We start from the raw sequence: 17,346 nt of genomic DNA on the forward strand, positions 1-17,346 counted from the left end.
GATTCCCCGCGCATGTGCGGGAAGGAATTGCCCGCGGCTCCCGCCTCGCTGTGTTCCATAAGATTCTCCGCAGGTGTGGGAAGGCGTTCCGCAGCTGCTTTTTCTTTGAAGTTCCAAAGGAATAATCAGCAAAATGTCTTGGCTATGGAGTCCGTTAATCGAAAAATTGGAGAAAAAGTCTCTATTTTCAACATTCTGCTGAAATAAAACAACCATAGACTATGGTAGGGCCTTTCTTGAAGCCGCCACACTGCCGCTGTGGGGTTATCGTGCCGCGCATCGGGCGGGATTGGGCGGATTACCGTTGTTGGGGCGGTTCACCGCCTTTTTTGCTGTAGTGAAGGTTGCGTAGCGCGTGCCGATGGTTAAGGAAGAGGTTCCGCCGTATGCCGGAAGGGAGCTCATCAAGCCTGGAAGCCTGCGCTTTGGACGGTTCCGTCCCGGTACGGCGGGAATGCCAAAAAGACTTTCCAATGCCGTCCTGCCTCACAGGTTCCTCCGGCGTATACCGGGAATGCGTGCTTTGACGCCCCCACGAGCTCAAGGAAAGGTTCCGCCCCGGTGTATGCCGGAACGGAACTTTTGTTTTTGGTGGCGGATAGGGGGGGCCGCCGGAAGGGTATCCGGCGGCATCCCTGTGATCAGCCTTGTCCGCTTTTTGCTGTAGTGAAGGTTGTATAGCGCGTGCCGATGGTTGAGGAAGAGGTTCCGCCGTATGCCGGAAGGGGCTCATCAAGCCCGGAAGCCTGCGTTTTGGACGGTTCCCTCCGGTGTACGGCGGGAATGCCAAAAAGACTTCCCAATGCCGCCCTGCCTCACGGATCCCCCGGCGTATGCCGGGAATGCGTGCTTTGACGCCCCCACGAGCCCAAGGAAAGGTTCCGCCCCGGTGTATGCCGGAACGGAACTTTTGTTTTTGGTGGCGGATAGGGGGGCCGCCGGAAGGGTATCCGGCGGCGTCCCTGTGATCAGCCTTGTCCGCTTTTTGCTGTAGTGAAGGTTGCGCAGCGCGTGCCGATGGTTGAGGAAGAGGTTCCGCCGTATGCCGGAAGGGGCTCATCAAGCCCGGAAGCCTGCGTTTTGGACGGTTCCCTCCGGTGTACGGCGGGAATGCCAAAAAGACTTCCCAATGCCGTCCTGCCTCACGGGGGTTCCTCCGGCGTATGCCGGGAATGCGTGCTTTGACGCCCCCACGAGCTCAAGGAAAGGTTCCGCCCCGGTGTATGCCGGAACGGAACCTTTTGTTTTTGGTGGCGGATAGGGGGGCCGCCGGAAGGGTATCCGGCGGCGTCCCTGTGATCAGCCTTGTCCGTGGGCCAGTGCGTTCTGGGCGAGCTGTTGCGTCAAGTCTTCACTGGCTAGGGTATCGGCCTGCACGAGGATTGTGGTGCCGTTCCCATTGGTGAACTCGGCGTAATTGCCGAGGCTGGTGCCCGGTTCCCCGCTTCCGTCAGCCGTCGGCTTCCAATCCCCGGAGAGGTGGAGCTTGTCGTCCTCTATGGAGATGCCGATATTCTTCAAATCATCCATACTCGTCAGGCTCAGGCTGTCCGGCTTGGAGGTGATGAACACTTCGATGTCGCTCTGGATGGGGTTGTTGTCCTTGTCGGCGAACAAGCTGTCCAGCGTGTCCCTGTCGGCCCCGACAAGGAAGTCGATGCCTTCACCGCCGCTGGCATGGGCCATGCCTTGGTTGTAGACGAGGATATCGTTCCCTTTACCGCCGTAGAGCGCGTTTTGGCCCGTCCCGCCGTCGAGGTAATCGTTGCCCGCGCCGCCGAACAGGATATCGTCACCCATACCGCCGAAGATCTGATCGTCTCCGTCGCCGCCGAACAGCCAGTCGTTGCCCGAACCGCCGTGGAGGGTATCGTCGCCGCCTTCGCCAAAAAGCACTTGCGAATGCGGTGCATTTGGATCGCCTAGGGGATCGGTGCCCTCACCGCCGAGAGCCGTGTGCAGATTCGTCAGGTTGATTTCCAGCGAGCCGTTGGAAGTGCCGTCAGCGCCGTTTACGGTATACTCGAAGGATTCCTTCAGGTCGGAACCGTGAGCTTGTGCCTCCGCCAGCTTGTGGAGGCCCTCCTCCGAGGTATCCAAGGTGTAGGTATATCGCCCGGTTTCCGCATCGAAATGCAGCGTCCCGAATGTCCCTTGGATGTCCCCATCTTGGGCATTGTCGAACGTGTAGGCAAGCGCGTTCCCGTGCGCGTCCGTGCCGGGCAGGGTATCGCTGTGGGTCATGTCCGGCATCAGATTGTCCAGTGGCATGTCTGCATTGATGCCCGTGCCCATAAAGCTCACGGACAGGGAGCCTGTCGGAGTCGTCACAGTCGCATGACCGTCACTGACGGTAATCTGGAAGTCATGCTTTACGATTTTTCCCAGTTCGGCCCCGGCCTGCGCTTCGGCGCTGGGGGTGAAGGTGTAGTTCCACGCGCCGCCCTCGCCTTTCGTCAATGTGAACGTGCCCAGCCCGTCAATGGCGGCGGTGCCGCTCGTGCCTTCGGGGTTCAGGGTTACATCATATGTCTTGCCGCCGATGCTGACGGCAAGGGAATGTTTGTCGTTCACATCGGCGTCGGTGAAGGTGAAGGAGCCCGTAGTGCCGTTGTCGATCTGCGAGCTCGTAATCTTCGGGGCGTCGTTGGTTCCGGTAAGGTTGACGGTGATGGTCTGGGTAGCCGTACCACCCATGCCGTCGTCCACGGTGACCGTGAACGTTTCAGTGGCCTTCTCTCCTTTTCCGAGCGCGTCGCTGGTCAGTACGTACTTGTATTTGCCATGTTCATCTATGGTCAGCGTGCCATACTTGCCTTCAGCCGATGGGCCGCCGTTCCCTTCCGCTCCTTCGCGCTTTACCGAGAAGGTGTGCGTGTCATGGAAGCTTCCGTCAGCCTTTTTGTCCGCATCGGTAAACTCGATCCGGCCTGTTGCTTGGGCCGTCCCTTCGGCCCCTTCGCTCGGTTCCGTCAGGTTGAGTGTCGGGGCGGCGGAGGTGATCACCGGGGCGTCGTTGGTGCCCTGAATGGAGATCTGGAGTTCGGAGGGTTCCGTGGTTTGCGCCCCGTAGTTATCAACGGCAACGACCTTGAAGCCATCGACGGCCGGTTCTTCGGCGCCAAGGTGCTGCGCCTTCCCGTTGTCGAACGTATAGGTGTAGGTGCCGTCCTTATTGATGGTGATGGAGCCGTACTTGCCTTCAATCGTGCTGACAAGCTCGCCCTTGGCGTTCACGAACATGTAGTTGGCGACTTCGCCGTCATAGTCATGGGCCTCCACCTTCCCGGTCACCTGAGTGTTGCCGCTGTCTTCGATCAGCGGGTTCTCTGCATTGGCCTCGATGACGCCGTTTTCACCGCTCTTGATGATGGGCGCGGTATTCGTGCCTTCGATGGTGACGGTGAGTTCCTTTGTGTCTGACAGTCCTGACGTGTCAGTGACGGTCACGGGAACCTTCACCTCGTACAACTTGCCCGCTTCCATCCCAAGTACGGCTTCGGACTCATTGTTGAGCGTGAACGTGTATTCCCCGGTCTTGGTGTTGATCCTGAACTCGCCGTATTCGTTTTTTATAACCGCAAACGTGCCGTTTTCGTTTCTTACCGTTTCAGCGCCCTCAAAGGAGTAGGTCAGATGCCCTTTGTCCGCATCGTCTTTGTCGGAGCCTATGGCGGTTCCACCTATGGCCCCGGCCCCTTCACGCACGTAAAGGGCCCCGCCGAGGCTCAGCAACGGTGCATCGTCGCTGCCTTCGACATTGACGGTGAGCTCAATCTTCGTCTCCGTCCCGTGCTTATCCGTCACGACGAGGGTGAAGTGTTCTTTCTGAATACCGTCCGCCTCACTGAGGCCCTGCACGGTCGGGTCGGCATTGTTCAGGGTATAGACATACTTTCCGGTAGCCGGATCGATGTGCAGGGTGCCGTACTTGCCTTCAGCGACCATGCCCTGCCCGTTGATGGAATAGGTCAGGTTGTCCAGCCCAAGCCCTTCGTCGTCAGAGATGAGCTCGTCCAGCTTGCCTGACGCCGTGGTGGTCACGTCTTCCTGAACGGAGAGGGGCGCTTGTTCCCCGATCACTTTAGGGCCCGTGTTGGTGCCCTTGATGGTGACGTTGATTTCCTGATCAACCGTCTCCCCGTGCTGGTCACGCACGGTGACGGTGAACGAATCGGGAAGCGTTTCCCCTTCTATCAGATGATCCACATTGGGCGTGTAGACGTATGTACACTCGCCCCCTTCATCAACTTTCAGGGTGACTTTGCCGTATTCGGTTTCCAGCTCTTTGACGAGGTTGCCGTCCTTGTCGCGGAAGAACCACTCAAGCGTCTCGGTTTCAGTCCTTGCATCCCCATTGCCGTCGAGCGCGGGGTTGCCATTCCCATCAAGGATGTAGTCGATGTCTTCAGCCTTCAGGGTTCCTTCCATCGACTGAAACCCCTTTTCGGCGTCTTCCTGAACCTTCAGGCTCAGGTCTTTGGCCTCGCTGGTAATGACGGGCGCGTCGTTGGTGCCCCGAATGGTAATGGTGATCGTGGAGTCCGTCACCTTGCCGTTGAGCATGACCTTGAAGGTTTCCTCCACCACCTGCCCGGCGGCGAGGTTTTGCACCGGGCCTTCTTCGCCGTTTTCGCCGTTGTGCAGGGTATAGGTATACTTCCCGGTAACGGGATCGATGACGAGGACGCCGTATTTGCCTGACGCGGCGTTGCTCTGGATCTGGTTCCCGGTTCCGTTTCCTTCCGCGTCCGTTTCTTCGATGCCGAAGACGCGGTTGGGCGCTTCCACCCCTTCAGGGCCTTCGCCGTCCCATTCGGCTTTAAGCTGGCCTTCAACGACCGTGCTTTCCACTTCGGGGGTATCTTCCCGGTCGCCGTCTTCATACACTTCCCCGGTGTACTCATTGCCGGGGTCTTTGACATCCACTCCACCAGGCTCTTTGTCGTCAGGTTGTTTGATTTCGATGGTGAGTTCCCTCGTCTCTTCGGAAACCCCGCCGTGGGCGTCGACGACCACGACCTGCACCGTGTCTTCCAAAGGCTTGCCCTTCTCAAGGGCTTCCCTCAGCGCCTCGTTGAGCTTCGCGCTTTCGTTGTCCAGCGTGTAGGTGTAGTGCGTGATGACATTGATAATATTTCCGGCATCATCCGTTACTTCCTCATAGGTGAGGACGATGGTGCCGTAGTCGGTCTTGAGCTCGGTAACGGGCTCCCCGTTCTCACCGACCAGCATGAAACGGACGTCCGTGTCGTCGATGTCCTTCCAACCGAGGATGGTTCCCTTGTAGACCAATCCGGGGTTGTCGGCAGTGCCGTCAGCGACGAACGCGTCCTGCTTCACCACGCCACCCGTGAGGCCCGTGACCTCGGCGGCAAATTCCGGGGCGTCGTTGGTGCCATTGATGGTGATGGTGATTTTCGTATCGACGAGCTTGCCGCCTTTGGTCTCCACCTGCACCTTGAAGACTTCGGTTTTGCTGTCTCCTTCGTTCATGGACTGGACGATATCTTCGCCGTTCTTGGTCAGGACGTAGGTGTAGGTGCCGTCTTTATTGATTGTGAGTGTACCGAGCGGTTCGTCGACCGGATTTCCTTCCTTGTCCGTGACCTCGTTGCTGACCGTCCACTTCAGCTCGCCCTCGCCCTTGTCCGCGGCATCGACCACGCCTTCCAGCTCCAGCTTTCCACTAACGGACGGAAGGCCCTCATCGTCGCCGCTTTCCGGGATATTATCCTCAACCACCGTTCCCGCACCGGGCTTGACGATCGGAATGTCCGCCGATCCGGTGACGTCGATGACGAGCTTGCCGGTGCTGTAGGCCCCTTTCGGGTCTTCGACGCGGATGGTGAATGCTTCCTGCTCTAAAACGGAGCCAATGAGCGTCTCGCCTTTATTCAGCGCGTCCAACAGTTTGGGATTAGTGATCGTGTAGGTGTAGCTGCCGTTCTCTTTAAGCTCAAGGATGCCGTACTTGCCCTGGATGTGATGTTCCAGTTGCCCGCGGTTGCCCACGATGCTGTAGGTGAGGGCGTCGCTGTGGCCCGCGTCGGGGTCGTGGGCGTTCAGATTGCCGGTAATGGTATGGTTGCCGTCTTCCTCCAGCTCGCCCGTGCCGATGGTGATTTCGGTGATGGGCTTCCCGTCTTTGTCGGTGAAGAAGGGCCGGTCATTGGTGCCGTTTATGTGGATCTGCACATCCTGCGTCAGGACAAGATCCCCGTCCTTGATGTTGAACGAGCCTTCCCCGTTGGCGTCGCCCTTCACGAGGGATTCGTGGGCGGAGTCATAGACGCCGACCTTGAGATCCTCAAACAGCTCTTTGCGCTCGCCCTCGTTGAGGGCGTCGAGGTTCTTGGCTTCCTGAGAACCCGGCTCCGGTGGGATGAAGGAGTAGACGACTTCGTAAGTGCCGTCTTCGCCTTTGACGGCTTCGGCGTGCAGGGTTCCGTAGGGGGTTTCCAGGTCTCCCACGTGGAACTCGTTGCCCACGACGAACCCGGCGATAAGCTCACCCGCCGCCGTCTCGTCAGTGCCTACCGTATCGATCTGCTTGACCGTGAACGAGCCGAGTTCGTAGCCGTTGGGGGCGTCTCCAAACGGATCTGTCTCCTGATCCTCGCCCTTGATGTGGAGCGAACCGGATACGTCCTTATTCCCAACCACACCGGCCTCGGTGAGCTCGATCACGTTTGCGTCAGGGGCATTGCCCACAAGGACAGGGGCGTCGGCGTCGCCCTTCACGATGAAGGTGATATGCTGCTGCGACCACGCGCCATGCTCGTCACGTACGAAGATGGTGAATTTATCCTCGTGCTCCGAGCCAAGGACAAGGCTGTCGTCGGTCGGCGTGTACGCATATTCGCCGGTCTCCGGGTTGATGGTGAGCACGCCGTACTTGCCTTGAACTTCCGTATGTGCCGCGCCCATGCCGGGGTCGTCGGATTTACCGGGTTCGCCGGGTTTATCGTCAAAGGCTTTTTGAAGATCCGTGACGTCGGTGCTGTCCGCGTTGCCGATATGCCCTCCGGCAATGCCATAGGTCAGCGTGGAGCCGGAGTCCACATCCGTCCCGTGGGCCTTGCCGACGAAGGCGTCGCCGTCTTCGTTCATTTCGATCTGGGCTTCTTCAGTTACCGTCTTCCCGTCATTTGTCGTCTTCTCAACGATCGTGATGCGGTCATCGCTGCTGTCTAACGTCAGTTCGGGCCGGTCGTTGGTGCCTTTGATGACAATGTTAAAGCTGCCATTGTAAACGCCGCCGTGCGGGTCGGTGATGGTATAGTCGAGGGGCCGCCCGGACTGGGTACCCTGCTGGAGCGTATCCACGAGGATGCTGCCCGCCGAGCCGTCCGGGGGAAGCTCAAAGGTGTATTCGCCCTTTGTATTGACGGTAAGGGTGCCGAGCTCCACATTTGGGAGGATACGCCCAGCGTTGCCGTAAGTGAGAGCCTCACCCTCTCCCAGCAGCCCATCCGCCTTAAGCGCTTCTTCGAGTTCCGCAAAGACGTCCTTCGGGAAGTTATCGCTGAAAAGGGCAGCCATGACCCTTTCGTAATCGGCGCCGTTGCTCAACAGGGGGTGCGTTGTCCACGTCCCCACGGTTTCGTCTTCGTTCAGTGTGTATACCAGCTCGCTGCAATAGCTCCTGCCGGCGCTCATCAGGTTGATATCCAGCTTGAACTGCCCATCTCCGAGGCCAAGGCCCACGCTGACGTCGTCGTCCACGTCCTTGAGGCCCGTTACTTCCAGCTTGCCGGAAAACTTGTGGGTCTCTCCGCTGGTGTTGCCTTCCGTAGTTGCGTTGTTGCCGCCGTGACCGGTGTTGGCATGGTAGTAGACGCCATCTTCCTTGACGTAGATGTCCGCCATCTTGCCGTAAGGCAGGTCGTTGGAACCGTCGAGCTCGACCTTGACGTCATGGGTGCCCTCAGCCACCGCGCCGTGATTATCCTTCACGCTGATGGTGAAACCAAGCTCCACCTTGTCGCCGATCTGAAGATCATTGATGGGGTTATCATCAAGAACTTCTTTACCATTTTCGAAGCGTGTTTCTTCGGCCTTGGTGAAACTGTATTTGCCGTTCGTGGTATCCAGACGGAACTCGCCGTAGTCGGTGGAGATGATTATTTCGTTCCCTTCCTGCCCGACCCCGGTAATAGAGATCTCGCTTTTCGTACCGTCGGCAAGCGTCAGGGTGCCGATCTTGTCACCCACCTCGAAGGTGATGGGGTTGTGATTCTTGTCAGAGAAGAAATACGTCAGCGTATCGTTGGCGTCCGCATCGGAGGCTTCCACCTTCCCCGTGAGCATGTCTTTGCTGTCAACGGCTATATTGCCTTTCTCCGGGTCGTAGCCGTCGTAGCCTTCTTCCCTCAGCGTGAGCGTTTCGCCCGTACTGATGACAATGGGCATATCATTGGAGCCTTTGACGGTGATGGTGACGGCCTCTTCCGACCATGCGCCGTGTTCGTCGCGCACGTAGATGGTGAACTCGTCGGTTCCGGTTTCCGGGTTGCCGTCCTTGTCGAGGCCGAGCTTATCCGCCGCGCCGTTTTTGGTGGTGTCCAGCGTATAGGTGTATGTGCCGTTGCTCGGATCAAGCGTCAGGGTGCCGTATGTTCCTTTGACCGTATGAATCCCTTCGCCCATGCCGGGAGTGTTGTCATCGCCCGCATGGAACGCGGTATCGCGGTTGCCGGGGGTGGTGCTCACGCCGAATTCGAGCGAGTGATCGGAATCAGGGTCAGCGCCCTTGAACGTACCGGTGACGGTGAGGTCTTCAGGGACTTCATTATTATCTTTGTCGTAGCCGGGATCGCTGACTATCGTGTCGGAAGTAGGCGCCAGTTCCAAGGTAGGCCGATCGTTGGAGCCCACGATGTTGATCGTGATGTCCACGGAAGCCTTGCCGCCGTGCCCGTCGTCCACGGTGATGGTGAAGCTTTCCTTCTCGGTCTGGCCTTGCTTGAGGGACTGCGTTTTTCCTTCGTCGATCGTGTAGGTATAGGTTCCGTCCTGCTTCAAGGTAATGGAACCGTATTGGGTTTCCAGCGTAATGCTGCCGTCGCGGTTGGTCGTCGTATCGCTGACCTGAGTGCCTGATCCTTCCTTTGCCCCGATGCTGAGGGTCAGGGTGTCGTCGGCGTCGGTATCTTTGGCCTCAACCTTGCCGGAAATTTCATTCCGGGAAAGGCCGGTATCATCTCCGGTCAGCTCGCGGGAATCATCGGAGGTATCCGCGGTATTCTTGGTGTCGGTCGTCGTGCCGTGAGCCGTCGAGGTGTCCAGAACGCCCGCTTCCTTGACCCAGTGCTTGGTGGCGTCAGCCGTAATCGTCGGCGTGTCGTTGGAGCCGATGACTGTGAAGGAAACGGGTTTCGCCGTCCATGCGCCGTGTTCGTCACGCACATAGATGGTGAACTCGTCGGTTCCGGTCTGCGGGTTGCCGTCGGCGTCGAGGCCGAGGCGGTCGGCGTTTTCGTTGGTCTTGTAGGTGTAGGTATTGCTCTCCGGATCGATGGTCAGCGTGCCGTATTCGCCCTCAATCACGATCTTGTCGCCGACTTGGTGGAGCGGTTCGCCCATGCCAGGCTTGCCGTCGGAACCGGAAGCAAAGGCTTCGTTTCGGCCCGCTTCGGACTCCACGTCCTGCTTGCCGTGCGCCACGCCGTAGAGCAGGTTCGCGCCGCGGTCGTCGTCTTCGGACTTGAGCGTCCCGGAAACGGTGGTATCACTGGGGGCGTCGGCCTTTTCGGTGATGTTGAATGTGACTTCGCCGGTCTGGTCATCGATCTCGGTCGTGACGTTGTCGCCGTGGGTGGGCTCAGCCAGATCGAGCGTGGGCCGATCGTTGGTGCCCTTGATCGTCACGGTCAGAACGCTGTCGGCTGTTCCGCCGTTGCCGTCGTCAACGGTCGTGTGGAAATTGAAGGTCAGCTCTTCGCCCTGCGCCAGCTCGTCGACGTCGTCGGACCCGCTGATGTCGAAGGTAAACTCACCGGTCTGCGTGTTGAGGGTCAGGGTGCCGTAGTTGGTCTCGATGGTCTGGATATGCGTGGCCGGATCAATCGAGGAGGAGGTGACCTCGACTTCCACGGTCTTGGGGGCGCCGGGGTCACTGCCCTTGATTTCCACGGTCAGGCTGTCGGCAGTGGGGCCGTCGCCTTCCTTCAGGCCCTTGATGCCATAGGTGAGCTTGTCGTTCAGATCAAGGTCGCTTGCATCCAGCTTGCCTTCAATGGAAAGCTTGTGCTCGCTGTCGCCTATCCCCGTGCCGCCGGAATGTTCCGTGGTGGGGGTGTTGGCGTTGACCGTGTCATAGACCCCCTGTTCCTTCAGTTCAATGGCGGCACCATTGAGCCGCGGAGCATCGTTTTTGCCCGTCAGGGTAACGGTGATCTCCTTTGTGGAGGTCGCACCGTGCTCGTCGGTGACGGTCACTTCAAAGGTTTCGATTTTGGTTTCGTCCTTGCCGAGCCCCTGGATCGCGTCGGGCTTGGCTTCATACGTCCACTCCCCGGTGGCGGGATCGAGGGTCAGCGTGCCGTATTCCGTCTCGAACGTGGCCGGCGTGCTGCCTTCGGCGGTGTGGGAACCCTCGGCAGCCGTGCCGATGGTGTCATGTTCCTTGCCGTCGGCGTCCGTGGCCTTGCCGCCTTCGATGTGGAAGGTCTGGTTTTCCCCGGTGTCGCGGTCGTTGTCGCTGACCGTGAATGTGCCACCGATGGACAGCTCGCCGCCCTGCGTGATGTTCCAGTCCTCGCCCTTGATTTCGAGGGTGGGGATGTCGTTGGTGCCGTGGATGGTCACGGTGACGGTCTGCGATGTCCAAGCATTGTGCTCGTCGCGCACGTAAATGGTAAAGGTTTCGTGAATGGTGTCGCCTTCGGCGAGCTGATCAAGGGAAGTGTAGGTCTTGCCGTCGATCTCAAAGCTGACGTTTTCGTCTTCGCCCTTCATGGCGTAGGTGTAGGAACCGTCGGATTTGATCGTCAGGCTGCCGTACTGCCCGTTTGCGACCACGGAAGAGGCCTCGTTGCCCGTGGCGGTGGAGTCGGCCGTGTTGAACTTCACGGAAGGATCGAACGCTCCGTTGGCCTTATCGCCCGCAGCCGCGCCGAAATACAGGATATGCCCTGCATCGGCGTCAGTACCGGTGGCGGTTCCGGTGTCGGTGGTATGGCCCGTAAATGGGGCGTTTTCCTTGCCGGGATCGTCGGTGGGGGTGTTGGCGTCTTCACGGCCCACGCCGTCCTCGACCACATGGAGGCCGTCGCCGCCGAGCAGCCCATTGAGGTTGTCGTTGGAAAGATCCAACGTGGGGATGTCGTTGGTGCCGTGGATGGTGACGGTGATGGTCTGGGGTTCGCTCTTTCCGGTCTGGGCGTCGGTGACGTAGACGGTGAAGGTCTCGGTTACGGTCTGGCCGAGGGCGAGGTTGTTGACGGCGTCGCTGTCCGCTTCGCTTTTCAGGGTATACTCGTAGGAGCCGTCCGCATGGAAGGTCAGGGTGCCGTAGGCTGATTCGTACGTATAGACGATGTCCCCAGTGCCGGGGGTTCCGGTTCCGGTTACCGTGGTGGGGGTGCCGCCGTCGCTGTCGGTCAGGCTCGATCCGGCGTGCTCGACGTGGAAGTTGAGCTTGTTGACGCCGTGATCCGTGGAGCCGGCCCCGTTTTCCTTGTCGGCGTCGGAAGCGTAGATCTTGCCGGAAAGGATTCCGGTCTGATGCTGGCCTTCCCCGATCCCGCCCTCTGTAGTGGGGGCGTTGCCGTCGCCGCCTTCCGTAGGCTGGTAGACGCCCTGTTCCTTGAATGCAAGGTGGAAATCGCTCTGTTCGGTGTCGATCACCGGGATGTCGTTGGTTCCGGTGATGGTAACCGTAATGGTCTGGGTGGAGGTCGCGCCGTGCTCGTCGGTGACGGTTACGTCAAAGGTCTCGAATTTCTTTTCACCGGCATTGAGCTGCTGGATTTCTTCGTTGGTGTTGTCGAGCTCATACTTCCACTGCCCGGTGGCGGGATCGAGGGTCAGCTTGCCGTAGTCCGTGGTGAACGTGGCCGGCGTGCTGCCTTCGGCGGTGTGGGAGCCGTCGACAGCCGTGCCGGTGGTGTCATGAACCTTGCCGTCGGCGTCCGTGGTCTTGCCGCCGGCGATATGGAAGGTCTGGTTCTGTCCGCTGTCGCTGTCCGGGTCTTCCACTTCAAAGCTGCCGCCCACGGAGGCGGTGTCTTCATGAATGGGCTGTGCAGCGTCGGCAATGGAGAGCTCAGGCCGGTCGTTGGTGCCGGTGATGGTGACGGTGATTTCCTGCGTGGCGAGGCCGCCGCGTCCGTCGCTCACATAGATGGTGAAGGTTTCGGTACGGGTTTCGCCACGGGCGAGGCCGTTGGTATCGGGGTCGGCGTTGTCGAGGGTGTACGTGTAGGTTCCGTCGGGGGCCATCGTCATCACGCCGTAAGGTGTGGTGATGCTGCTCACTTGCGCCCCGTTCGCGTCGATGAAGCCGAAGGAAAGCGAGTCCCCGTTGCCGTCAGTGCCGGTGGCGCTGCCGGACATGGAGGGGATGCCTTCATAGGGGGTATTGCCGCCGGGGAGCACGCCGGATTCGATAAGGTTGAGTGAGCCGCTGACGCTGAGGATCGGCTCGAAGTTGGGGGTGTCGTTACCGCGCAGGCCGCCCCACGGGTCGCGTTCGGGGAAGAAGGCGCGGCTGCTGCTCAGGTCGAGCCCGTCAAGGCGGTTTACGCCGTCAATGAGCGTGGCGTCGGTGTATTCGCGGAAGCGCCCGCCGTCCGCGTTGGAGGCGTTTGCCGCCGGGCCGGCTGCGGGCATGAGGTCGGGCTCGTTGAGGGCCATAAAGAATTGTTCGCCCGCAATCGGGGTGCCTTCGATCACGAAGTCGGGCATGGATTCCTTGGTATAGGCCGTATAGAAATCGCGCAGGGCAACGGTGCCCCCGTCGTCGAAACGGAAAATGAGGTCATTGCCGGATCGTTCCAGCGTTGCCTGATCAGTAGGGAAGTTGAGGTCGATCCGGCTGTCCCCGGCCGCCTCAAAGACGGCCTGAGTGCCCGCTTCCGGCTTATTGAGAATGATGTCCGCCATACAGGACTCCTTAAGTGTGGAAGGAAAAACAAAAGAGGCCACTGCACGAATTGTGCAGGGCCTTGTCTACGATGGAACAGTCCTGATGATGTCGGGCTGGGGAGAGGTGCGCTAAGGCGCGTTTCTCAAGAAATGACGGGCATCCCCAACGGGGCGGGATACCGGATGTTTTTCTTATCTATAAGCGTCCATCCATCGGCTGTCAATGAGAGTTGCTGTTCTTTGCCGTCCCGCTGATGAGTATCATCGGAGGCCGCCACTGTGGGGGCTTTGTTTCTTTTTTGATGGTTTTTTCATTGAACAGGGGAAAATCATATCCGAAGCCGGAGCTTTTGCGGCGTCCGGGCATGTTGGGGATGCCCTTTGCCGGGGCGTTCACTTTTCGGTGGTTTTACAAAAAATTTATTTTATATTTCATATTGTTGAATATAAGTTTCATTGGAGGCGTGAATATCTCCTTTTGCCGGGGCAAGCCCCGGAAAAGGCTTGGACTGATTTGTGGCTGGTTGCCGGGCATATGTCCGTCCGGGAATGGGCGACGCTTAACGTGTCGTACCAGTCGTTGGATGCCGGGTATATTCCGTCCGGCGAACTTGGCCTGCTCCGGCGGCGCATTGGCTGGATACGGGTTGGTGCCAGAAAAGGGGCTATCAGGGTATGGAGGTTTGGCGGACGGGATTTCCAAAGTGGGGTTCCCAAGGTGGGGCCGTTCCGCCGCGCGGGGGCAGGCTTCGGTACGTCTTCTACGGCAAGGCTTCCAAGGTTCCGTTCCGCCCGCGGGGGCAGGCCTCCAAGGGGGAACCCCCTACCTTTTGCCGGGGGCAAGCCCCGGAAAGGCTTGGACTGATTTGTGGCTGGTTGCCGGGCATATGTCCGTCCGGGAATGGGCGACGCTTAACGTGCCGCACCAGTCTTTGGATGCCGGGTATATTTCGTCCGGTGAACTTGGCCTGCTCCGGCGGCGCATTGGCTGGATGCCGGGCATACCGTCCGGGTTGGTGCCGGAAAAGGGGCCTACCAGGGTATGGAGGTTTGGCAGACGGGATTTCCAAAGTGTGGTTCCCAAGGTGGGGCCGTTCCGCCGTACGGGGGCAGGCTTCGGTACGTCTCCCATGGCAAGGCTTCCAAGGCTCCGTTCAGCCTACGGGTGGCAGGCCTCCAAGGTGGAACCCCTCTACCTTTAATATAATAGAATAGGCACGATCCCGGACAGACTGCCGGGACACGGCGGCAATGATGCCGATGGGGCCGCAGCAGTGCCGGCATGGATCGGGCTGCGGCGCTGAGGGGAACGGTTTTCCCTTGGATAGCCCCCATCTTCCGCACAGGTGCCCTGCCGCCAAAAGGGGAGCGGGCGCATCTTCCGTGCAGGAACCGGGGCAGAGGATTCACGGTTTCAGAGCGTTGTATTTTGTTGGCGCCCCCCCATGTAGGAACCGGGGCTTTGGGGGAAGGTTCTGCCGCCTCTGGAGGCTTTCGCGGGGTGTTTCTTGAGATGGCTTTTTTCTGTAATTAGGAATTGTTACTTTTTAAGGACGGCCTGCATGCGTTGCCGAAAGGAACGGCGAAGGAAGAAAGTTTGATATTTTCAGAAAAAAATAATTCATTATCAACAATATGTTATGCGTAACTAGCTGCAAACTGGCGGTTGACAGAACGCCCCCGATATGACTCGTCCGGGCATAAAAAAAGCTGAAAAATTTTTCATCCCGATGGAAGCCTTGTTTATCGGGGCTTTTGAGGTGAGAGCTTTCGTTTGGGCACGCTGGGGGGTGTTGATCCTCTTCCGGTTTGCGTTTACATCTTTTTCACGCAGAGAGGCATCCCCCCTGACAAGCGAGGGTTCGCTGCCGTATGCCCCCGGTATCGGGGAGAGCATATCAACCCTCGGATATTCAGAAAGTTTTGATAGTGGGTCTCCCCGTTTTAACGAAAGAGCGATGGCTTCGTTGCTCTAAGGCGTCCTTTTTTGCGTCCCGATGGCGGGTGGTCGGACGACGGATGGTTCAAAAAAGAACTTTTCGGAAAAGAGTGTTGGGCACTAGCCCCAAGTCCCCGGATAGGCTATGCTGGATGTGTGAACCTGTTTCCTTCAGTGGCAAGCATCTGCTGTTGTGAACGGCAACCAGCTTTTTTTCTAGATAACGCGAGTGAGATGACGAATGGTTAGTTCTATCAGGAAACGTGACGCACGCATTGTTCCTTTTGACGTGAACAAGATCGCTCAGGCAATCTTCCGTGCCGCCAGCAGTCAGGGGGGGAAGGACTATGTCCTTTCGCTCAAGATAGCCGCCGAAGTGTTGGAGCGTCTTAATGAGCAGTTCGAGGACACCGTCCCCGATGTGGAACAGGTGCAGGATCTGGTAGAAAAGACCCTCATCAAGAGCGGCCATGCCCGCACCGCCAAGGCGTACATCCTGTACCGCCACCAGCGGACGAAGATCCGGGAAATGAATACCCGGCTCATGACCACCATCCGCGATCTCACTTTCAAGGATGCCAAGGACAACGATCTCAAGCGCGAGAACGCCAACATCGACGGCGACACCGCTATGGGCATGATGCTGCGCTACGGCAGCGAAAGCTCCAAGCAGTTCTATGAGATGTACATTCTTAACCCGAAGCACAGCCTCGCGCATAAGAACGGCGACATCCATATCCACGACCTCGACTTCCTGACCCTGACGACCACCTGCTGCCAGATAGACATCAAGAAGCTGTTCAAGGGCGGCTTCGGTACGGGGCACGGTTTCCTGCGCGAGCCCAACGACATCCGCAGCTACAGCGCCCTTGCCTGCATCGCTATTCAGGCCAATCAGAATGACCAGCACGGCGGGCAGAGCATCCCGAATTTTGAATACGGCCTCGCCCCCGGCATCGCCAAGACCTTCATCAAGGAACTGTGCATTATCCTTGATCTCTACGATATGGAGGGCAAGGATGCCGTAAAGGCCGCGCTGCGCGCCTACATTGAGGAAAACGAGTCCATCCTTGACGAAAAGGGCCTTGCCTTCGTCCGGGAGGTTCTTGCCGAGCGCGCCCCCGCCCTGAACATTGATTTCGCGATCAAGAAGGCCCTTGAATATACCGAAAAGGCCACGTATCAGGCGATGGAAGCGCTGGTGCACAACCTTAACACCATGCACTCCCGCGCCGGGGCACAGATCCCCTTCAGCTCCATCAACTACGGGACCGATACCTCTCCCGAAGGCCGCATGGTCATCCGCAACGTGCTGCTGGCCACCGAAGCGGGCCTCGGCAACGGCGAGACGCCCATTTTCCCCATCCACATCTTCAAGGTGAAGGAAGGCGTCAATTTCCGGGAAGGCGAGCCCAACTACGATCTGTTCAAGCTCGCCTGCCGCGTGTCCGCCAAGCGCCTGTTCCCGAACTTTTCCTTCATCGACGCGCCGTTCAATCTGGCCTACTACAAGCCCGGCCATCCTGAGACGGAAATCGCCTACATGGGCTGCCGGACGCGCGTCATGGCCAACATAAACGATCCGAGCCGCGAGATCGTCAATGGGCGCGGCAATCTGAGCTTTACGTCCATCAACCTGCCCCGCCTCGGCATCCTTGCAAACCATGACGTCGATGCCTTTTTCGCTGAGCTGGACAAGATGGTGGATTTGGTCTTCGAGCAGCTTCTTGAGCGCCTCGAAATCCAGTCGTGCAAGAAGTGCAAGAATTATCCTTTCCTGATGGGGCAGGGCATCTGGATCGATTCGGATCGGCTCGGCCCGGACGACGAAGTGCGCGAAGTGCTCAAGCACGGCACGCTGACCGTAGGGTTCATCGGCCTTGCGGAGTGCCTCAAGGCGCTCATCGGCAAGCATCACGGCGAGTCCGAGGAGGCGCAGGAGCTTGGCCTCAAGATTGTGGGCTTCATCCGTGAGAAGGCGGACAAGAAGGCCGCCGAGACGAAGCTCAATTTCTCGGTGATCGCGACCCCCGCCGAAGGGCTTTCCGGCAAGTTCGTGCGCCTCGACCGCAAGCGCTTCGGTTCCATCGAAGGCATTACGGATAAGGATTACTATACCAATTCGTTCCACATCCCGGTCTATTACGGCATCAGCGCGTACAACAAGATCCGTTTGGAAGCGCCCTATCACGCGCTGACCAACGGCGGGCACATCACGTATGTGGAAGTGGACGGCGATCCGGTGAACAACCTTGAGGCGTTCGAGGATCTCATCCGGGCCATGAAGGACATGGGCGTCGGCTACGGCTCCATCA

The 17,346-nt window shown here is 58.7% G+C and carries 4 protein-coding genes; 3 read left to right on the plus strand and 1 reads right to left on the minus strand.

Features of this window, described 5'->3' with window-relative positions; translation table 11 throughout:
• The first annotated feature begins 802 nt into the window (after nucleotides 1-802).
• Complete coding sequence (locus ACZM8Y_RS01785) at nucleotides 803-994, plus strand: hypothetical protein (protein ID WP_489501522.1); 192 nt, start codon at nucleotides 803-805, stop codon at nucleotides 992-994.
• A 305-nt stretch (nucleotides 995-1,299) separates the two neighbouring features.
• Here ACZM8Y_RS01785 and ACZM8Y_RS01790 read toward each other — a convergent pair whose 3' ends face one another.
• The gene (locus ACZM8Y_RS01790; protein ID WP_489501523.1) at nucleotides 1,300-13,110 is read right to left on the minus strand and encodes a VCBS domain-containing protein; all 11,811 of its coding nucleotides are present in this window, start codon (nucleotides 13,108-13,110) and stop codon (nucleotides 1,300-1,302) included.
• An 848-nt stretch (nucleotides 13,111-13,958) separates the two neighbouring features.
• Between ACZM8Y_RS01790 and ACZM8Y_RS01795 the strand changes: the two genes are divergently transcribed.
• Together ACZM8Y_RS01795 and ACZM8Y_RS01800 are read left to right on the plus strand one after the other, a co-directional pair.
• Entirely contained in the window at nucleotides 13,959-14,294 is a 336-nt protein-coding gene (locus tag ACZM8Y_RS01795) for a hypothetical protein (protein ID WP_489501524.1), read from the plus strand.
• A gap of 1,026 nt (nucleotides 14,295-15,320) precedes the next feature.
• Nucleotides 15,321-17,346: anaerobic ribonucleoside triphosphate reductase (locus tag ACZM8Y_RS01800; RefSeq protein ID WP_489501525.1), on the plus strand; the 2,026-nt coding region annotated here is incomplete at its 3' end.

The organism is Bilophila sp., assembly GCF_057864385.1.